This is a genomic window from Laspinema palackyanum D2c (assembly GCF_025370875.1).
Lineage (GTDB): Bacteria > Cyanobacteriota > Cyanobacteriia > Cyanobacteriales > Laspinemataceae > Laspinema > Laspinema palackyanum.
In genome coordinates this window covers 112,649-131,443 of the sequence record NZ_JAMXFD010000012.1, presented here as the reverse complement: position 1 = coordinate 131,443, position 18,795 = coordinate 112,649, and the positions used below count along the sequence as shown (strand labels likewise).

Sequence of the window (18,795 nt, the reverse complement as noted above, 5' to 3'; positions counted from 1 at the left end):
AGATGGGTGGTCCACCCTAGGGACGATCGCCGTTAGACATGGGTGCACTCATCATAAACCAAAAGGTTGCGATCGCCCGATTGAGCTCGTCCTGATTTCCATTCGGTATTTTCTTGGGGAGAAAAATCAAAGTCCCTCTCCCAAAATGGGAGAGGGATTGAGGGTGAGGGCGCGACATGAAGCTAGAGAAGGGTCAAATTTGACAACTTATCCTGTTTTATATCCAGGGATTTCAGGACGGGTAAAACCAGAAAAATACCCGGTCCTTCAACACAAAGCCCTAGTTCGCCGACTGGTCATCCGGGAACAGGTTCCCTGGGATGGAAACACCCCAACGGAGTCCGCTACTCCTCGGGAATCTGTTGGATATAGACCGGCTGTGGATTCAATTCTCCCATGCGGTTAGGGGGCCAGAACCGAATCACCGCACGACCGATAATCTTCTCCCGAGGGACGAAACCCCAGTAATGACTATCGTAGCTATTATTGCGATTATCCCCGAGCACTAAATACTGATCTTCAGGAACAAGTTCTGGCCCATATTGGTAGTTCGGTCCTTCTTCAATATAGCGTTCCTTGATGGGAATATTATTAATGTAAACTCGTTCCCCTCTGACCTCCACGGTTTCCCCAGGCAGCCCGATCACCCGCTTGATAAAAGCATCTTTAAAATTTTGGTCTTGGAGGGTTTGGGTGGGATAAAATACGACAATATCGCCACGCTCTGGATGCGTGAAGCGATAGCTCAACTTATCGATAATTAGGCGATCGTTAATTTCCAGGGTCGGTAGCATCGAACCGGACGGGATGTAGCGTGCTTCTGCCACAAAGTGACGAATCCCGATTGCTAAAATCGCACTCAAGCCAATTGTCTTGAGTGCTTCTACCCAAGGATTTTCTGGCTGGAGTTCCGGCTTGATAGGGGGAATTGGCTGAGAATTTATATCAGACACGGTTTCTTTTGCACGAGTCATGTTTGAACTTTTGACCTAATAGTGCTGCTAGTTTTTAACACAATATTGGGGAGGAGGGAAAATAGGATCTCCCTGGAGAAGTAGACCGGAATTAAAATACCCTCTATTCCTCGAACCTTTAATCATCAATTATAAACGGAACCTTCTGTGTATTTTTAACAAGCCGCTGAGCTGGATGATTGAGGAATTGACGCCAAATATTCATAGGATCATGTTAACCTCACTGGGATTAAACCGTTGACGCTTTTCCCCTCTGTCTTCGTCCGTCACCTCATTCCAAGTCAGGTTGAGAAAATCACCTGAAAATCCTAGTTAAGCTGGGAGTACGAAGATCGAGCCCATCGATCCGGGAAGAGGGTGAATCACGCCCCAACATCGATGATTTATTGTATCAATGCCCACTCCTTAATCCAGTGTAAAATGTTGGTCTGATTTTGGCAACTAGAGGGCTGAACTGACGCCCCCCATAAAACCCCCGAACGGGATATCCTTGACTTGAGCCAACTAGGTTCAACAAAATACCAGGAACTGGACCATGAGAAACCATTTATTAATCCGACAAGCCCGGATTTTACAGCCCGATGGAGAATTTTTACAGGGTGATGTCCTGATCCAAGAGGGAAAAATCCGCCAGATAGGACCGGATATTCCGAGTTTAGGTGAAAATCCCGACCCTGAGGATAATCTGCGGGTGATTGACGCAGTTGGACTGACTTTGTTGCCTGGGGTCATCGATCCCCAGGTTCATTTCCGGGAACCGGGACTCGAATATAAGGAAGACCTGTTTACAGCCAGTTGCGCCTGTGCTAGGGGCGGGGTGACTTCCTTTTTGGAGATGCCCAACACCCGACCGCTGACCACCACCCAGGCAACTCTGGATGATAAATTGGCGCGGGCGGCTCGTTCGTCCTTAGTTAATTATGGCTTTTTTATTGGGGCAACGGCAGAACATTTACCGGATTTGGTGGAAGCTCATCCCGCGTGCGGGATTAAAATTTTTATGGGGTCGATGAAGGGTCCGTTGTTGGTGGATGATCAGGAGGCATTGGAGGCGATTTTTAGTCAAGGCGATCGCCTGATTGCCGTCCATGCTGAGGACCGCACCCGCATTGAGGAACGCCGTCAACAGTTTAGCAGTCGCACGGATCCAGCGGTGCATTCTGAAATTCAGGATACTCAAGCCGCCTTAATCGCCACCAAGCGCGCCTTAAGCCTCTCTAAAAAATATCAACGCCGCCTGCATATTTTGCATCTGTCCACGGGAGATGAAGCCCTGCTATTGCGCGAAGATAAACCCAGTTGGGTTACTGCCGAAGTCACCCCCCAACATCTGCTGCTGAATACCAGTGCTTACGACACCATTGGCACCCTGGCGCAGATGAATCCCCCCTTGCGATCGCCCCGGGATAATGAAATTCTCTGGCAAGCCCTCCTCGATGGCGTGATTGATTTTATTGCCACGGACCATGCTCCCCATACCTTAGAAGAAAAAGCCCAAGGCTATCCCAATACCCCCTCGGGAATGCCCGGAGTGGAAACCTCCCTGCCTCTGATGCTGACTCAAGCCATGCAGGGACGCTGCACAGTCCCCCAAGTCGCCCATTGGATGTCCACTGCCGTTGCCAAAGGGTATCGAATCCCCAACAAAGGGGCGATCGCCCCCGGTTACGATGCGGATTTAGTCCTAGTGGACTTAAACACTTATCGTCCCGTCTTACGGGAAGAAGTCGTCAGTAAATGTGGCTGGAATCCCTTCGAGGGCTGGAACCTCACCGGATGGCCCGTCGTAACCATTGTTGGCGGTCAAGTGGTCTATGATCACGGAAAACTCCACACCGACATTCGCGGCACAGCCTTATCTTTTGGGGGTTAATCCCGCCCAGAAGTCCAACGGGGGTAACACCCCATACGCATCAAGCTAAGGCTTCCATCCTTATCGGGTAAATGTTTTCAGGGATGGGGGTTCCCTGAAAACTATCCAGGTAATGGAGGTGGCTGTCTATGAGTTAAAGGTAACCTTTATCTTGTTGTTAATTACTTCCATAGTTCCACTGCTAGAATGACTAATCAAGTAATTACAGAGGGTTGGCAAATGGTCCTCTATAGTCTAAATAACTTTGCCGTAAAAAATTTTTTTTTTCTAACCCTTCTTCAAAGCACTTTTGACCTTCCTTCAGAAACGGTTTGACTGGCTTCATAAATCTGGCCACATTCTTCTTTATATTCGTAGGCGGCTTTCAACCACTTATACGGAATCCGGTTATCAAAAGTCGTTTTAATTTCATCTGATGGTTCCCGGACCTTGGAAAGGTCCGGGTTAGGGTGGGATCCACTAAGTTGCGCTCCTTTTAACAGACCTATAACTACCGGATTCCGTATAAGATGTAGATGAGGATAAAAGGTTGAATTCATAACGATTTTTTACTTTTGGGGGACTATAGCAGTCTTCAGTCATTGGTAACAAAAGTAGAGAGCAAGATGCTCGCACTATCAAGGCTCTCCGGCTTAGATCTATGACACAACGGATGTAGGACTGCTATAGATGAGAAGGTGCTATTTTAAAGTCAAAACGCTGGCGCTGTCTATTTTTTAGACAATTTTAAAGATTCTTCAATTCCATTAAGGGGAGTGCCAAATATAAATCATATAAACGTTCGTAGTGACTCCTTGATTGAGTCATCTTTAAAGAAACCTCGTCAAGGGGTTACTACGAACGAACGTTTTGCGGGTTTTATTTTTTGGAGTTCCCTAAGAGCATATACCCTCTAGCTTTAGGAGCCACTTGGGAGCCATTCCTCCTGGACCCGGCCTGGACAAATGGCCCCAAATCCTGATCAGATTGGAGTTTCAGAAGTTAGCTTGATGGGTATGGGTAACATCCCCCATGTGATTAGCCAACAGAATCTTAAGGGGAAGGGGAGGGGGAGCTCACGGGAGGGAAAGGGAGATCAATCCGGTAGTTGGCAAGAGGTCTAATGTTCGTTCAAATTCCTGCTACTTTTCCTCACTTATAATCCCAACTCCTGATAGCGAGCTTGAATTTGGGCGATGGTAAAGACGGCGCGAAACTTTAATCCTTCTTTTTGATACAACTCGGCCCCCCCTTGTTCGCGATCGACTAGGGAAATCACTTCCTCTACTTTGTACCCGGCGTCGCGCAAACGGTGAACTGCTTTCATGGCGGAGGCCCCAGTGGTGACCACATCTTCTAGGACAACGACCTGGGTCCCCGGAGCCAGTTGGGGTCCCTCGATATAGGCTTGGGTCCCATGTCCCTTGGCTTCTTTGCGAACAATTAGGGCCGGAATCGGTCGGTTTTCGTAGGCAGAGACGACGCTAACGGCGGTTACAATCGGGTCAGCGCCCAAGGTTAACCCGGCGACTGCCAGGGTTTCTGAGGAGAGCATGGAGAATAGCACCTGACCCGTGAGGAGTGCGCCGATGGGGTGGAGGGTGACTTGTTTGCCATTGATATAGTAGCGGCTGCTCTGGCCGGAGGATAGGGTGAAGTCCCCCTCGCGATAGGCTAACTGGCAGAGTAAGTCCAGAAGCTGTTGGCGTTGAGCGTTTAAATCGGTAGGGTGAACTGAGACCGATGTCTCATCCAATCCTTGAGTAATCTCGGTCATGGTTAATTGTAGTGACAGGAGGAAAATTTCAGCCGATAATTATCTTATCGTGGAAGTTGAGCTAATATCGAGCCAAAAGTGAGGAGAAAATTCATGAGACTCCAGTTAAAGACCGCGATCGGGGCGGTGGCCCTGTTAGGCGCATCTCTGGTGGTGGCACCAGAGGCCCTCGCCCAAAGCCAACGTCGAACCATTGCTGAACAATTTGAGCGGGCTTTCTTTCGTAGTTCTGATACGTTTTACCAGAATCGCTCAATTTTTGACCAAATCAGTTATTATCTGCTGCCGATGACTTACCCGGAAAGACAGGCGGAACGGGATGCAGAACGGGTCAACAAGCTCTATCAGGCCGTTATGGAGGTCCAAACCTCTAGCGATCCTATTATTAGAACCCGGGATTTGACGAACCCGTTTAACGAGTCTTTGCAGACGATGCCCAGTTATACCCCAAGTGGGATCCCTTTCAACCCTCAAAACGAAATTCTGCCCCTGCGGTAAGCAGAAATTCGGGGCAGTTGATGTACTGCCCCGAGAAAGGGGGGGAACTCGCGAAATTGACGGGAGTTCTGAATTTCTTCTGGGCGATCGCCCAGAAGAAGTGGGGTTGGTCCCCCATTCCCGTTATCTTAAATTTAATCGGCAGTGCAGGAGTTGAACCTGCCTAAGGCGAATTATGAGTTCGCTGCCTCATCCGCTCGGCCAACTGCCGTCTTTTTTTATTGATTGTAGCAGACTCAGGGTAGAGTCTTATGGCAATTTGCTTTTTTGATGACTCCCAAACCTGGGAATTTAGGGCCCAGCAACAGACCTTGTAAAGATTATAATCCCTGGGGGTGTAACCTGTCTAGGGGTAGAGTGCAACCGGAGATCTCATCAGTTGGAGCCAAGCGGGAAACGGATTCTTTGAGAACGAGATGGAATAAAAAAATAGGGATTAAAATCGAGATGCCTGGGTTTATCAAGGGCTGGTGTCATTTTCCCCCCGGGAAAGGCGAGGTACTCTTGAAGCTAGAACAATGAGTCGGTATTGCGGCGATCGCATAAAAGAAAAAAAACACTATGAAAGTCAACCCAACTGTTGTCCTGACGTTTTTACTGTTATCCATGATGTTTGGCGCGGGTGCCTTGAGTGCCTCCCTAGGATTAGAGTTAGGCAAAGCTGCGCTCAAGGAAGTCACCCAGCCTGACGTTCGTCCGAATACCTCGGGAGAATCAAATTCCCCTGCGGCGACAGGGAAGGGTCAAGGGCTCAAGCTGTTGAAGGAAGACGAAGTAATCAAAACGGTCAAGGCGAGAATCTCGGGCAAAGAAGTGGAACCGGAAGCGGCCGAAACGAAAGCAGCGGAACCGGAAGCAGAAGCCAAAGCCGCCGAAGAACCGAAGAAAGACGAGCGGTTTCCGATCGCCACCAAGGACCAGGACGTGAGTTTGCAGGTCACCGGGGTGCGGCGAGAAGGGTCCGCGCTGTTGCTGGATGTCAGTTTAAAAAATGGCGGTTCGCGATCGGTACAGTTTCTGTACAGTTTCTTGAACGTCACCGATGATAAGGGGCGATCGCTGAGTGCGACAACCCAAGGATTGCCGGGAGATTTGCCCCCGGGGGATCAGAGCTATTCCGGGACCGTCAGCATTCCCTCGGCCTTGCTGGAAAATGCACAGAAACTGTCCTTGACCCTGACGGACTATCCCGATCAGGAACTTGAACTAAAAATGTCAGAAATTCCGGTCCAATAGACCGGGGACTCTTCTGAGCACAGGTCGTTCCACAAGCCCTCTAATCAACCCTAGCATTGGGGTTAAGTTAGGGGGATGTCCTGCTATGGCGACGGGGACTAATTTTTCGCCGTTAACGCTCCAGTGCCAAACGGTCAAGGTTAAAATGGGTAATCCAAATGTTTCAAGATGAGTTGCAGTGGTGCGTTCTTTAAGCTATTTTTCTGCGGTGGGTGGGATGGTCACCCTGGGGGTCGTGGGATTGCACTCCGGCAGTGCGATCGCGAGTCATTTAGCGGTGGTGGTCCCGGGGAATTCCCTTCAGACCTGGCAAGATGTCGTACTGCGGTTGCTTGCGGTCTTTGGACTGATCGCCATTAATGCTTTTTTCGTGACGACGGAATTTGCGATCGTTTCCGTGCGGCGATCGCGGATTAATCATTTGGCCGATAATGGCGACATCCAGGCCAAAATTGTCCAACATCTCCATCGCAATATCGAGCGTCTGCTCTCGACGACTCAGTTAGGCATTACCCTCTCCAGTCTGGCCCTAGGCTGGATTGGGGAAAATACGATGGCGGTTTTAGTGGCCGAATGGATCGTCTGGTTGCCAATTAGGCCGGATATTGCTCAGGTGATCGCTCATTCCCTGGCAATCCCCCTGGCCTTTTTAATCGTGGCTTATTTGCAAATTGTCCTCGGCGAATTATGTCCCAAAACTTTGGCGTTGCTCTATTCTGAGCAACTGGCGCGACTCCTGGGCCCCCCGAGTTTGGCGATCGCCCGATTTTTTCACCCCTTTATCTGGATCCTGGACCGCTCAACCCGCTGGCTCCTCAGTCTAGGGGGTATTCGCTTTAACGCTCAGGCTTGGTCCAATCGCATCACTCCTGAAGAATTACAACTGATTATCGCCACGGAACGCGAATCCACAGGATTAGAAGCCGAGGAGCGAGAACTGCTCAATAATGTGTTTGAATTTGGGGAAGTCTGTGCTCGGGAAGTGATGGTGCCTCGAACGAGCATTCATGGGATCTCTTATGATGCCACCTTTCAAATGTTGCTCAACGAGGTGGTGAGTACAGGTCACTCCCGCTATCCGGTGATTGGGGAATCTTTAGATGACGTTCGCGGTATCATCTATTTTAAAGAATTGGCCGGACCTTTAGCCCAGGGAGTCCTCACCCCAGATACTCCCCTAGCGCCCTGGATTCGTCCGGCGCGGTTCGTTGCCGAATATACCCCTTTAAGCGAGTTGTTGCCCATCGTCCAGCGATCGCAACGACCAATGGTCATGGTGGTTGATGAATTTGGCGGGACTGCCGGTTTAGTAACCATTAGTGATTTAGTCGCCCAAATTATTGGCGAGAGTCCCGAACTCTCCGATTCTGAAGAGTTAACCATCCAAATGGTCGATGAGCAAACCTGGATGGTCCAAGCTCAAATGAACTTGGAAGAAGTCAATGAATTGCTCAATTTTGACTTACCCCTGACCGATGAATATCAGACCCTGGGGGGTTTCCTCCTCTATCAGTTCCAAAAAATCCCAGCGGAGGGGGAAACCCTCCTCTACGATAATTTGGAATTTACGGTGGTCTCTACGGAAGGCCCTCGTTTGAACCAAATTCGGATTTATCGTCCCGAAGTGACAAACCCCATCTCATCTAACCTAGACTCGTTTGACTCCTTGCCCACGGATTTAGAACTGAATACCCCAGAGCAGGAGTCTCCTTCGTCAGGATCGGATTTCGATCTCGATGAGTCTGAGCAACACTCCTCCTCTGCATCCCGCGATTTCGATCTGGAGGAGGACGAATTGCTCCGGTCTTCTTCACAGCATTTCGATTTCTATGAGGATGAGAATCAGGATGAGGATGAGGAGTCAGTCTCCTCTTCCCCACCCGATTTAGATGTTGATGATCATTAGAACTCGTTTTTAAGTACCCGATCCAATTCAAGATGCTATCTTGCTGAAAATATTCTGATGTGACAGAAATTTTCATTCCACCATTGCTGGCGTTTGAACTTCATCTAATAATCCATCTGAACCTTTTTTGGGTTTAGGCATTCGTTTAATGTAGTCTCGAATTACTTCTGACATTGAAAGTTCACGCCGTTCAGCTTCTGCTTTCAGGCGGTCTAATTCTTGAGTATTTAATCGAATCCTAAGCATATAATCTCTAGCCATGTCGTTCCTATCGTTGCTACAACATTTCTAGGTTAACAATTAGGCTGAGAATATGACAACAAACCAGAGGAAGATGATACTTTTGAAAAAAGTTAGATTAACAAGAGCAGATCATGATTCTCCAGATAGAGGAAGCTTTGTCTGGTGGAGTCCGCCACCCTATAAAACTCGACCTTGAGGATGTGGGTTTGGAACCCTGCCAATTCTGGCGGATACCCCAGGGGCGGGGATTTGGGCAAGGTTTGAGTTGTCCCGAACCGGGTCACTGCTTTCCTGCCTAATTTAGGCTGTAGACTTTAAACATTGTAGAGCCGTTGGCAAAGGCAACCCTCTATCTTAAGGAATGGTTTTGCTCTTTTGCCGGACTCAGGCAAATTTTCAGATGAACCCTTAAATTTAGGCACAAGAAAGCGAATCCCCTTGACTCGATTCAGGGGGAATAGAGCATACTCTAGGAGTTTCTCAGTCTTTAAAAAGCCGATGCCCTACGGGATGGCGAAGGGACTAAAACCCGGGGTGTTCTCCCTATGTAAAACCGACCCCGAGCAGGGGGATTCGTGATAATTTCGGGTTAAGAACCCCGTTGAAGGTAGGGGAGGGGATCGGTTAATCCCAGTTCTGAAAATGCGGCTAACCTTAACTGACAAGAGTCACAGACTCCACAAGGGCGATCGCCTCCGGCATAACAGGACCAGGTTTTTTCCCAGGGGACCCCTAACTGATTCCCCAGTTCGATGATTTCGGTTTTTTTCAGCTCAATTAGGGGGGTGACAATTTCTGTTGTCTCGGATTCTCTCCCCTGTTTTGTCCCGAGTCGAAAGACATTCTGCATGGCTTGGATATAGTCGGGACGGCAGTCGGGATAGCCGGAATAGTCGATCGCATTCACCCCAATGTAAACCCGACGGGCATCGATGGCTTCGGCGTAGGCGAGGGCAAAGCTCAGAAAGATGGTATTTCGAGCAGGAACGTAGGTGATGGGAATACTCTGAGCCATTTCCTCTAGGGAGCGATCGCAGGGGAGGTCCATGTTGTCGTCGGTGAGGGCGGACCCTCCCCACTGTCGCAAGTCAAAGGAGACAATTTGATGTTCGGCGACCCCCGCCGATTGGGCGATCGCCCTGGCTGCTTCGAGTTCCCGGCGATGCCGTTGTTGGTAATCAAAGGACATGGCATAACAGGTGCAGCCATCGGCTTTGGCTTGGTAGAGCACCGTGGAGGAGTCCAATCCTCCGGATAATAAAATAACTGCTTTCACGCTTTTTTCTGGGTGAGCCTTTTTTACTATTCTCCCAGGGAGTGGAATGCGATCGCCCCGGCATCTGTCTCCGGGTCCTGGGACCCCATTCCTCCCCTCCCTTGGACCCTCTGCAATAAATGTTTACATTTTTTCGGGTAATTCCCTTCATTTTAGTAACATTTTGTATCCTTTTGAAATGTTACTTTATGGATTTTCCCGGGCTGATTCGTTAAGCTAAAAACAAAGACGGAGCGGTAGAGGAAATTTTATGGAAACGAATCCAACGGTTACAATCAAACAACCGATCTGGCAAACCATCGTCCTATTCAGCCTGGGGTTCTGGCTGAGTGCCTGCCTGTTGCTAGATCTGGTGATTCTGCCCAGTATGTATGCAGCAGGAATGATGAAAGCCGCCGGGTTTGCTTCCGCCGGTTATCTACTATTTGGGATGTTTAATCGGATTGAATTATTATGTGCCGCGTTAGTTTTGACCGGAATTCTCACGGTGGTTAAACGGCATCAATTTAACCCCAACTGGACCATTCCTGCTATTCTCCTATCCGTTATCCTGCTATTGGTGGTGTTGATTGATACCTATAGCTTAACGCCGCAAATGAGCGCTTTGGCGATGCAACTGAATGTATTTGAGCCGATGCAAGGGATTCCCTCGGGCATGAATCAAATGCAGCAAGGGTATTGGATGCTGGAACTGTTCAAACTAGGCAGCAGTGGCATTTTGCTGAGTTGGATGTATCGCAATCAACAACAACGCCTCGCTTCATAAGGGTTTTCGGATAGAAAATTTAAGTCAGTAAAAGGCCCCCAGTTATCTGGGGGCTTTTGCTTATGCTTAGGCAGAACTTACGCAGATTTAATCGGGGTCTGAGAGGGCAATTGCGGGGGTTTCTGCGTCGGAGGAAGAGTCTTCGTCGTCGTCCTCTTCTTTGCCGAACAGGAGACGTAGGGCAATGATGGCAAAACCCAGGGCGGCGATCGCCTTGAGGAGATGGGCCGGAAGGAGTTGGGCTACCCCTTCTCCTGCTAACACTCCGAGCAAACTGGCTAAAACAAGGGCACCAGCAGTTCCGAAAAATACCGACTGCGGGAATTTTGAGCTACCTCCGAGGGCGATCGCCGCCACTTGGCTTTTGTCTCCCAATTCTGCTAAAAAAATCGTGATAAAACTTACGCCGAGAAGTTGCCAGTCCATTGTTTGCTATCCTGCTTGAGGTTTAAAAGGGTCCTGAACAAAGAAACGAGGGAAAGGGTGGGGCTGCCGTGAAGAGTCGATTTTAATGCAGAATATCCCACACCAGCATGGCAGAGACAAACAGCAGGACAACTCCCGCTGATTTTTCGATAGTTTTGGGGGAGATGCGAGTTGCTAACCAGCGACCAAGGAGGACCCCTAACAAGCTAGTCGCGACCAATGCGGAACCGGCACCGGCAAAGACAATCCAGGGAGATTGGGATTCAGCGGTCATTAACAGGGTGGCGACTTGGGTTTTATCCCCTAATTCAGCTAGGAAAATGGTCACGAAGGTGGAAGCGAACACACTCCAGGCCCCCTGACGGGATTTAGGGCTACGGGTTTTGGGTGCAGCCTGGGGTGGTGGGGGTGGTGAGAGTTCTAGGGAAGCGGGTAGGGTGAGGGCGTGTTCTAGGCTGGCTTCTGCATTGGGGGGGACGGCGGCAGACAAGGGGGAAAGGCTCTCGGTGAGTTCGGTAACAGAAGAAGTGTTTGCTGGCATGGAGAGTAACTGCTGTTGTTTTTTCATTGTTCTTTCATTATTCCCGACTCTCTCCCCAAAAATCAACCGGACGGTAGAGCAGAGCGTCCCTGGGGCAAACTCCTCTACCCACAGGAAGATCAAGGAGGAGAGAGCAATCGAGGACACAGAGAACGGGCTTAATCGAGGGGGGGCAGTTCAAGTAGGGAAACCCCAACGGCTTGATTAAACCGGAGCATTTCCAAGCTGCGATCGCCGTGAACAGCCTCGATTTGCTGCTGACAGCATTCGATGGCAAATTCGTCTAATTCCTCGGGTTCAATGCCGTACATCTCCTCAAACACATTGGGGAGGACCCGACAGAAGCGGGGGCGATCGTCATAGATTGTACATTCCCGGGTGAGGTGATCCAAATGGATACACCATCCATCTGGCCCTACCATGCTCAGATATAAGCCCAACTCTTCCTCGGATAGATACTCTGCCAATTCTGGACGCTCCTCTGGCTCCAGATGACAGCAGGCTCCACACTGCTTGATACAACGCCAACTTGCCACGGTTAAATCCCTCATATAGAACCCTCGTGCCTTTTCACAATAGCGCTTTTTACTCGCCGATCGCAGGGGAATCTTCGACCCGGGGGCAAAAAAACACCCGGTCTAGGTTCATGTCTTTTCCAGATTTTTGTAAACTTCCTTAAAAAAATGAGCCATTCACTTGTAAGATTGTATGCGGATTTTGATTTACAGTGTGGCAAATCCCCTCTCTCATTCGGGGTAGGGTAAAGCACTGTTAGTTTTAGATATCTACTCAGGACAGGCACCGTTGGGAGGAAAAATGGATTTTTTAAGTAGTTTTGCAAGCAACCTCAATCTGGAAACAATTCTTCAACTCACTTTCGTGGGATTGATTTTGATTGCGGGTCCAGTTGTCATCTTTTTGCTGGCATTTCGCGGCGGCGATATGTAAGATGCAGCGGCGATTCGAGCCGCTGCATCAACACTGTAGCGCTTTATTTTCTGGCTTTTTGTCACCATCCTAGCTATGGATAAGGGCGATCGCCTTTGAATCTCGCAGTCGCCTTCATGAGGTTCGTGATTAGGAGTCCCCCCTAGGACCCTGGATTGCCAAAGCCGACCCGAGAAACTCACCCCTGCACAAACAGCCTGGGAGAATGGCTCTAGTAAGACTCCGGTGGAGTCTTGCTTTCTCCCAACTCCCAGGGCTTAAGGTAGGGTAGGGGTCTGGAAATCCCCCAAAATAAAAATTTCATTAAAGGCGATCGCTTCTGCTAGCGCAGAAACAGCAGACGACCCTTGAGGACCGTGGGAGTCCACGGCACCCCCTAATCCCGGAAAGGGATACAGAAATTGGCGGTGAATGGCTGGAATCCCAGAAAGCGCTCAGGATGAGATCTGCCTCAATAGCCCCGATTCTTCCATCAACTGTTTCAACCGCAAGTATGCCTGTTCTGCTGTCAGAGGTTCAGGGTCACTCTGACTCGGTAAATAAAATTGACGCTTTTGACCCTGATAGCGAACCATAAAACTAGAGATTACCCCTAGGGAAACGGTCGTTTCTGCAAGTTCTTCTACTGCATCGGATAAGCTATCCTGTTCAGCAAACCATTGTTGGCTCATATTCGCCTCTTTGCTACAATCGCTCTTGACGGACACAGGGGACGATAAAAACTGGTAATTCTGTGTATTTTCTATTGTTGACTTAACCCCAGCGGTAAAGCGGCCCCGTTCATCTGGTCCCCTGGCCAAATGACTACTTTGAGAATTCCCGAATTTAGGACAATTGGATCAACCCTTAGAGTTCATTTTACCCCCAATTAGACCCGGAATTCTCCATCGCAATAGTAGCCACGAGTGCCGAACGGGTGTAGACTCACTATCAAGTTAAATTTATCCAGACTACCCTGTTCCCTAAGATAACGGCTTTTGGACAGTCGCTTTTCTATCTGAGGATAGGATTGAATGTAATGCACTAACGTAGCGACGGATACGACGGAGTTGAGGGAAGTCGCCTGGATTTCCGTTGAATTTCTCAACCCTAATTACCCGAACCCCAATTACCCGATTCCCTGACTGATTTCGCCTGCTTATCTCCTCTCGTTTCAAGGATTAATGAGGATTAGTCGGTGATTAGGTTTGAATGGCCAGCCATCTTGTACCCTTTAAGCCGGTGGAAATGACATCCCTAGGATGAATTGACCGGCGGATAGGTTGGGGAATCAGGAGAATTTGAAAAAGATATTCAAAACTTGAATTGCGCCCAAACAAGAGAAAACCCCCTGAAAACAGCTTTGTTCTGGGGGATAAAGAGAAGAGAGGGTTAATCCCCTAGCCTCTTTCGGTTCGGAATTCATGAAGTGGGGTTAGTCTACAACGTGAGCTTGACTCGGTTGAAGTTGCTCCATGCTGTGATTCAGGTGACTTAATAAGTCTTGAATGGTTAAAGGCTTAATAAAATAATAATTAGCCTTTAAGCTCTTAATAATTTCCAGTTCTAAAGGCTGGATATGGCTACTCATCAGGATAACAGGTAAATGTTTCAGATGAGGCGTTTGTCGAATCCAAGCCAGTAATTCTAATCCGGATAAATGGGGCATATTGATATCGGAGAGAATCAAATCGGGTAACTGGCCCGACTCCTGGCAATCGCCTGAATTTCCCTGAACCCCACAGAGGTAATCGATCGCTTCCTTTCCATCATTGACGGTCTTGATTTCCGCTTCTGCCCAAAATTTCGAGTAGTCAAAGGTGATTTTTAAGATATTGGCATAAGCTAAATTATCTTCAACGACTAATATTTTGGTGCGCGTTGCTACTCGATTCATAAGTTTCTTCTCAGATTATATTTGTTGTTCCGGTCCGGTACGGTAGAGCTACTTTCTACTTGGGATAGATGGAAATTCGGTTACAGAGAAACTTTTTTCGGTCTACAGATTAAACATTCTGAGGGTCAAAAATAATTTCTCCGATAAATTTATGAGCTTAAAAGAGAGAGGGGCGAACTTTGAGGTGATTTTATAATTTTAATGATTTTCATAATATCAACTCATACATCCCTGCTTGGGAAGGGCCAGTTTATTGGGAAATAATCCTGACTTTTTCAAGGTTGCCTGGGGAGTCAATGACTCTAAAAACTGGGAATAAGTTTCCTGTTTTGAGGTAAGCTCATTCAGTCCAAAGCCGAATTTATTTCGGGGAAGATTTAATTTTCACCTGACTATAAAACCCAGTCTAAAGTTTGGCTTCTATCCCGAGAGAGAATTATTTTTGAGCATTTCATGTATTCAGGGATACAGGAAATGCTCAAGCCCTTATGGATAAAGGAGTTTGTCCAACTACGGACCCAAAGGGAAGGGTCCTTAATTTTCCGGAAACTGGGTTACCGGGCAATCGCCAGTTGTGGACCCTGGGGCGATCGCCCTTGGGGAAGAGGGGAACCCTAAAAGGGTTGAACAGAAGAGTTTCTCCCGGGTTCTGCACTCTGGAAAAAACAGTCTAAAGCTTGCCTATTCATAAGGACTCGGGTATAATTTGACCAGTATTAATTTTCTACTCTCGGAACAGAAGACTAGAAAGCCAAGATTTAACTCCAGTCAACCCACTATACTAACAGCAAATCGATAAGATTGCTAAGGAGGAAGGTATTTTTAAACTCGATTTATTTACCCAGTATGTCACCACGATGAATCAGCGCATTGAAAGTCTGTATTACCGCAGTTCTGAACCTTCGCAGATCCAGCCTAACGGTGATTTACTGCCGATCGCCTTTAAAGAACTCGGGACCGCTTCGGAAGAATTGCTCGTTGCTTTAGAACAACTGGCCGAGCAACAGGAACAACTGGTTGAATCTCGCACCCAACTAGAAGCAGAACGCAGGCGTTATCAAAACCTATTTGAGCAAGCACCCCATGCTTACATGGCCCTGGATAGCGCCGGTACGATCACCTCAGTGAATCGTGCCGCGACCCGATTATTCGACTGCACTCAGGGATTGCTACTGCACAAACCCTTCACTCTTTTGGTTCCGATTGAGGGCCGACGGGAGTTTCGGGAAGAACTGAAAAGGCGGCAACAGGGGGAGGAGGAGCAGGAGTGGCAAGTGAGACTCTATTCCCCCAATCGGGAACCCTTTGACGCGGCGCTGACCCTCTCTAGGGAACGGGACGCCTGGGGTAATATTGTTTCCATCTGCCTCTGTATCGGCGACATCAGCGATCGCCAACGAGCGCAAGCGCAGAAACAAAAGTGCACCGAGGACCTGTTTTGCGATCGCACCCGGCACAGTTTTTGTAAAGGAGAACATATCCCGTTACAACCGGATGCCCTCTGGCTGATCTGTAAAGGGTGGGTAAAATTGAGTACCTTGACGGAAAATAATAGTGAGGTGTTGATGGGAATAGCGGGTCAAGGAAGCCCCTTTTGTGCGACTTTAACTGCCCTCCCCATCTATCAAGCGACAGCCCTTTCCCAAACCGTAGAATTAATCGCGATTTCCCATCGGGAAATCGCTCAGTCCCCTTACTTGACTCAGTTGATTTCCGAAGGGGTCACTCTGCGATTACAGCAATCTGAATTGTTCTTATCCGTATTTGGCAGAAGGCGAGCGAGCGATCGCCTCCTGACCCTCCTTCAAGTTTTAAAAACCATCATCGGCGAACCCGTTGCCAAGGGGACCCGGTTGAGTCTGCGCCTCACTCATCAGGAACTCGCTGAAGCTTCCTGCACAACTCGCGTTACCGTTACCCGCCTCCTGAGTGAGTTACAGCATCAGGGAAAAATTAGTATCGATAACACCCATCATATTACGATTCGGGAATAGTGCGACTAATGCTCATGCGATCGCCAATTGATTTGCGCTAATTTCCCGGGAGGAAAGGCATACCAACGATACAACCGTTCTAATTCGCGATCGAGGGTTTGGGTGGGAGGAAATTCTGGATAGGAATCGCCCAATTCGCGTAAAGCAGCCAGCAAGGTACTCGGTGCCACCCACAATTCTTGCCCGAGTTGTAACAGGTTCAAGGGTTGAGTCCCCGCCTCTTGGAGGCGATCGCGCAGGTGCGATCGCAATTGCATGGGGGACGGCAAAGGCGGTAAGTGATTGTAAACATAAACCTGACGCGGCATCCCTTTTGCCAGTAACCATTGCAGGTGAGTCCCGGAAGGGGGTAAAGTCCAGAGCAACAACGTATCACAGGGACGTTTGGGAAAGTTCCACTCAATTTCGCAGGCTGTTTCGCCAATTTCGGGTCTACCGGCACCATAGAACAACACCCGACCCTGTAAGTGAGTGAGTAAGGATTGTAAGGCAATTCCCGATAACCATTCTGGATTAACCGTCACCGGAGGTGCTTCCGGGAGCACCGGAGTCACCCGAGGCGCAGTAACTCTCCCGGTTGTCTGGGGAAAGGATTCCCGGATTGCTGGTTTCGCTGGGATTTTCAGCGATCGCCGAACTGGCAGGGGGGATGGCACAGACTGGTGGTTAATCTCACTCGGACGACTCTCTTCGTTCTCCGGCAGACGGGCACTGATCAGTTCTAGTTCTACATTCGTCTGACCATTCCAAGTATTTTCCCGCAACTTATAGGCTACATCAAGGTATCGAGGCAGGGGAAAATAATCCCCCCAGCGCCATGCAATCCCTTGAATCCGGCGCGGCGTGGCAATTTTGGGCGAATCGGGGGGAAAACTGTGCGTTGAGCTTTCTAGGGTAACTTTGATATGTCCTTTGCCGACAATGCGCTGGTCCACTACTTCTACATTCGGCGTCCAGAAAACGGGGGATGGGTTTTCAATGCCGCAGGGGTGGAGGCGATCGATTTCCCGGTATAATTCCAGGTCAATTTGCTCAAATTCCGCCAGCACATTAATGGCGATCGCTGGTTTGAGATGATGGGGTTCCAGACATCCATGAGCAAACTCACTTAACCCTTGGCGAAACCCGTCTAAATTCTGGGCACTTAAGGTAAATCCGCCTGCTGCGCGATGTCCGCCATATTTTCCCAACCAGCGATCGCAATGTTGCATCGCCTCAAACACATGAAATTCTGGAATACTCCGCGCCGATCCGCGTATATGTTCCTGGCGATCGTCCTCATAAGTGCCAATAAATACCGGCACACCGTAGCGTTCTACCAAGCGAGAAGCTACAATGCCAATGGTACCATGATGCCAACCCGGTTGGACCACGACTAACACCCGACTGCCTAAATAATCCATGCCACTGCTTTCAACCCAGGCGACTGCCTCCGCCTCGATGGTTTCGCACATCTGCTGACGGTCCTGATTGATTTGTTCGCACTGCATCGCCCGAGTTAAGGCAATCCCTGGATCATCCGTCGTCAGCAGTTCGATCGCCACCTGCGGGTCGCCAATCCGTCCCACCGCATTAATGCGCGGTCCCAACCGAAACCCGATTTCATCCGGTTTCATGGTTTTCCCACTGCTACTGGCACCGGAAACTTGAATTAACGCTTGTACCCCTGCCAACTCCGACTCGGGTAACTGGCGCAATCCTCGTTTAACCCAGCGGCGATTCACTCCGGTTAACGGGGCTAAATCCGCAATGGTTCCGAGGGTTAATAGTTCTCGTAAAGGTTTAATTAAGGGTTGGGATTGTCCTAACTTTTGTGCTAAACAAATAGCTAAGATATAGGCGACTCCCACCCCAGCAACTCCGCGATAGGGAGATGCTTCCCGAATCAGTTTCGGGTTGAGAATTGCTGTCGCCGGAGGCAATTCGTCTGGGAGTTCATGGTGGTCCGTAATAATCGCATCCATCCCCAATTCTCGGGCGAGGGCGATGGGTTTAACCGCAGCGATACCATTATCCACGGTTAGAATAATTTTCACCCCTTCACTGTGGAATTCTCGGACAATCCGCTCATTGATGCCGTAACCTTCTGCCATGCGACTGGGAATGGCATAATCCACATTCGCGCCCAATGCCCGTAATGCCCGCATTAACAGGGCGGTACTGGTCATACCATCCGCATCATAGTCGCCACAAATCGCAATTTTTGACCCGGTGGCGATCGCCTTTTCTAATAAGTCTACCGTCAGTGCCAAGTCTGGAAACTCCTCCACCGGAGGAGGCAAACTCACCGATTCCGGGTCTAAAAATGCCTTGACTTCTTCTACGGTTTCAATGCCGCGATCAATCAGTGCTTGCGCCAAAATTGGTGGCAGTGCCACTGCCTCAGCAATTTGCTGGGCGAGTTCGGGTTTTTGAGGGTAAATCTGCCACCTGTGATTGGGTAAACGGATCGCGGTACTCGGAACCATAACGTTATCCCTAG

At 49.1% G+C, this 18,795-nt stretch carries 18 protein-coding genes, 1 tRNA gene and 1 pseudogene; 8 read left to right on the top strand and 12 right to left on the bottom strand.

All coding sequences use genetic code 11. The features are described from left to right. Nucleotides 1–16 precede the first annotated feature (16 nt). Nucleotides 17–178, bottom strand: a complete 162-nt coding sequence (locus NG795_RS15635) for a hypothetical protein (RefSeq protein ID WP_367289577.1) — start codon at nt 176–178, stop codon at nt 17–19. Nucleotides 179–344: 166 nt separating this feature from the next. Then, nucleotides 345–974, bottom strand: coding sequence for a signal peptidase I (gene lepB, locus NG795_RS15630; protein WP_367289576.1), 630 nt, complete (start codon nt 972–974; stop codon nt 345–347). Nucleotides 975–1,509: 535 nt separating this feature from the next. On the opposite strand from lepB, the gene NG795_RS15625 reads away from it, so the two are divergent. Next, on the top strand, nt 1,510–2,847 hold the full coding sequence (locus NG795_RS15625) for a dihydroorotase (RefSeq protein ID WP_367289575.1): 1,338 nt from the start codon (nt 1,510–1,512) through the stop codon (nt 2,845–2,847). A 1,135-nt stretch (nt 2,848–3,982) separates the two neighbouring features. Here NG795_RS15625 and pyrE read toward each other — a convergent pair. Beyond that, the gene (gene pyrE, locus NG795_RS15620) at nt 3,983–4,603 is read right to left on the bottom strand and encodes an orotate phosphoribosyltransferase (RefSeq protein WP_367289574.1); all 621 of its coding nucleotides are present in this window, start codon (nt 4,601–4,603) and stop codon (nt 3,983–3,985) included. A 93-nt stretch (nt 4,604–4,696) separates the two neighbouring features. Here pyrE and NG795_RS15615 point away from each other — a divergent pair, with 93 nt between their 5' ends. Together NG795_RS15615 and NG795_RS15610 are read left to right on the top strand one after the other, a co-directional pair. Further along, entirely contained in the window at nt 4,697–5,101 is a 405-nt protein-coding gene (locus tag NG795_RS15615; RefSeq protein WP_367289573.1) for a hypothetical protein, read from the top strand. Nucleotides 5,102–5,121: 20 nt separating this feature from the next. Then, nucleotides 5,122–5,268: a hypothetical protein gene (locus NG795_RS15610; RefSeq protein ID WP_367289572.1), complete on the top strand. Its 147-nt coding sequence runs from the start codon at nt 5,122–5,124 to the stop codon at nt 5,266–5,268. Here NG795_RS15610 and NG795_RS15605 read toward each other — a convergent pair. Next, nucleotides 5,240–5,312 (bottom strand) — tRNA-Ile (locus NG795_RS15605). The two genes, NG795_RS15610 and NG795_RS15605, sit on opposite strands and share 29 nt — an antisense overlap. 350 nt (nt 5,313–5,662) lie before the next feature. Between NG795_RS15605 and NG795_RS15600 the strand changes: the two genes are divergently transcribed. Beyond that, nucleotides 5,663–6,337, top strand: a complete 675-nt coding sequence (locus tag NG795_RS15600; RefSeq protein ID WP_367289571.1) for a hypothetical protein — start codon at nt 5,663–5,665, stop codon at nt 6,335–6,337. A gap of 178 nt (nt 6,338–6,515) precedes the next feature. Next, on the top strand, nt 6,516–8,243 hold the full coding sequence (locus NG795_RS15595; protein WP_367289570.1) for a hemolysin family protein: 1,728 nt from the start codon (nt 6,516–6,518) through the stop codon (nt 8,241–8,243). A gap of 72 nt (nt 8,244–8,315) precedes the next feature. On the opposite strand, the gene NG795_RS15590 is transcribed toward NG795_RS15595, so the two are convergent. Beyond that, nucleotides 8,316–8,489 (bottom strand): ribbon-helix-helix protein, CopG family, encoded by a 174-nt coding sequence (locus NG795_RS15590; protein WP_015148666.1) that lies wholly within the window; start codon nt 8,487–8,489, stop codon nt 8,316–8,318. A gap of 586 nt (nt 8,490–9,075) precedes the next feature. Then, nucleotides 9,076–9,762 (bottom strand): 7-cyano-7-deazaguanine synthase QueC, encoded by a 687-nt coding sequence (gene queC, locus NG795_RS15585; protein WP_367289569.1) that lies wholly within the window; start codon nt 9,760–9,762, stop codon nt 9,076–9,078. A 250-nt stretch (nt 9,763–10,012) separates the two neighbouring features. Between queC and NG795_RS15580 the strand changes: the two genes are divergently transcribed. Continuing rightward, nucleotides 10,013–10,528 (top strand): hypothetical protein, encoded by a 516-nt coding sequence (locus NG795_RS15580; protein ID WP_367289568.1) that lies wholly within the window; start codon nt 10,013–10,015, stop codon nt 10,526–10,528. An 87-nt stretch (nt 10,529–10,615) separates the two neighbouring features. Here NG795_RS15580 and NG795_RS15575 read toward each other — a convergent pair whose 3' ends face one another. From NG795_RS15575 to NG795_RS15565, 3 genes are all read right to left on the bottom strand, one after another. After that, nucleotides 10,616–10,954, bottom strand: a complete 339-nt coding sequence (locus NG795_RS15575; protein WP_367289567.1) for a TMEM165/GDT1 family protein — start codon at nt 10,952–10,954, stop codon at nt 10,616–10,618. 82 nt (nt 10,955–11,036) lie between these two features. Further along, nucleotides 11,037–11,522 (bottom strand): TMEM165/GDT1 family protein, encoded by a 486-nt coding sequence (locus NG795_RS15570; RefSeq protein WP_367289566.1) that lies wholly within the window; start codon nt 11,520–11,522, stop codon nt 11,037–11,039. Between the two features lie 131 nt (nt 11,523–11,653). Continuing rightward, nucleotides 11,654–12,031: a YkgJ family cysteine cluster protein gene (locus NG795_RS15565; RefSeq protein WP_367289614.1), complete on the bottom strand. Its 378-nt coding sequence runs from the start codon at nt 12,029–12,031 to the stop codon at nt 11,654–11,656. A 280-nt stretch (nt 12,032–12,311) separates the two neighbouring features. Between NG795_RS15565 and psb30 the strand changes: the two genes are divergently transcribed. Then, nucleotides 12,312–12,443: a photosystem II reaction center protein Ycf12/Psb30 gene (gene psb30, locus NG795_RS15560; RefSeq protein ID WP_367289565.1), complete on the top strand. Its 132-nt coding sequence runs from the start codon at nt 12,312–12,314 to the stop codon at nt 12,441–12,443. Nucleotides 12,444–12,877: 434 nt separating this feature from the next. Here the strand turns inward: psb30 and NG795_RS15555 are convergent, their stop codons facing one another. Further along, complete coding sequence (locus NG795_RS15555; RefSeq protein ID WP_367289564.1) at nt 12,878–13,114, bottom strand: hypothetical protein; 237 nt, start codon at nt 13,112–13,114, stop codon at nt 12,878–12,880. A gap of 743 nt (nt 13,115–13,857) precedes the next feature. Then, nucleotides 13,858–14,319: a response regulator gene (locus NG795_RS15550; protein ID WP_367289563.1), complete on the bottom strand. Its 462-nt coding sequence runs from the start codon at nt 14,317–14,319 to the stop codon at nt 13,858–13,860. Nucleotides 14,320–15,176: 857 nt separating this feature from the next. Between NG795_RS15550 and NG795_RS15545 the strand changes: the two genes are divergently transcribed. Continuing rightward, nucleotides 15,177–16,313, top strand: a complete 1,137-nt coding sequence (locus tag NG795_RS15545) for a PAS domain S-box protein (RefSeq protein ID WP_367289562.1) — start codon at nt 15,177–15,179, stop codon at nt 16,311–16,313. 692 nt (nt 16,314–17,005) lie between these two features. On the opposite strand, the pseudogene recJ reads toward NG795_RS15545, so the two are convergent. Then, a pseudogene (recJ, locus tag NG795_RS15540) lies at nt 17,006–18,781 on the bottom strand (single-stranded-DNA-specific exonuclease RecJ); the annotation flags it as partial. Nucleotides 18,782–18,795 lie beyond the last annotated feature (14 nt).

Bases quoted from the DNA above. Each gene is read 5' to 3' on its own strand.
- NG795_RS15635 (WP_367289577.1), bottom strand. From the start codon at position 178: ATGTCGCGCCCTCACCCTCAATCCCTCTCCCATTTTGGGAGAGGGACT.
- lepB (WP_367289576.1), bottom strand. From the start codon at position 974: ATGACTCGTGCAAAAGAAACCGTGTCTGATATAAATTCTCAGCCAATT.
- NG795_RS15625 (WP_367289575.1), top strand. From the start codon at position 1,510: ATGAGAAACCATTTATTAATCCGACAAGCCCGGATTTTACAGCCCGAT.
- pyrE (WP_367289574.1), bottom strand. From the start codon at position 4,603: ATGACCGAGATTACTCAAGGATTGGATGAGACATCGGTCTCAGTTCAC.
- NG795_RS15615 (WP_367289573.1), top strand. From the start codon at position 4,697: ATGAGACTCCAGTTAAAGACCGCGATCGGGGCGGTGGCCCTGTTAGGC.
- NG795_RS15610 (WP_367289572.1), top strand. From the start codon at position 5,122: ATGTACTGCCCCGAGAAAGGGGGGGAACTCGCGAAATTGACGGGAGTT.
- NG795_RS15600 (WP_367289571.1), top strand. From the start codon at position 5,663: ATGAAAGTCAACCCAACTGTTGTCCTGACGTTTTTACTGTTATCCATG.
- NG795_RS15590 (WP_015148666.1), bottom strand. From the start codon at position 8,489: ATGCTTAGGATTCGATTAAATACTCAAGAATTAGACCGCCTGAAAGCA.
- NG795_RS15580 (WP_367289568.1), top strand. From the start codon at position 10,013: ATGGAAACGAATCCAACGGTTACAATCAAACAACCGATCTGGCAAACC.
- NG795_RS15575 (WP_367289567.1), bottom strand. From the start codon at position 10,954: ATGGACTGGCAACTTCTCGGCGTAAGTTTTATCACGATTTTTTTAGCA.
- NG795_RS15570 (WP_367289566.1), bottom strand. From the start codon at position 11,522: ATGAAAAAACAACAGCAGTTACTCTCCATGCCAGCAAACACTTCTTCT.
- psb30 (WP_367289565.1), top strand. From the start codon at position 12,312: ATGGATTTTTTAAGTAGTTTTGCAAGCAACCTCAATCTGGAAACAATT.
- NG795_RS15555 (WP_367289564.1), bottom strand. From the start codon at position 13,114: ATGAGCCAACAATGGTTTGCTGAACAGGATAGCTTATCCGATGCAGTA.
- NG795_RS15550 (WP_367289563.1), bottom strand. From the start codon at position 14,319: ATGAATCGAGTAGCAACGCGCACCAAAATATTAGTCGTTGAAGATAAT.
- NG795_RS15545 (WP_367289562.1), top strand. From the start codon at position 15,177: ATGAATCAGCGCATTGAAAGTCTGTATTACCGCAGTTCTGAACCTTCG.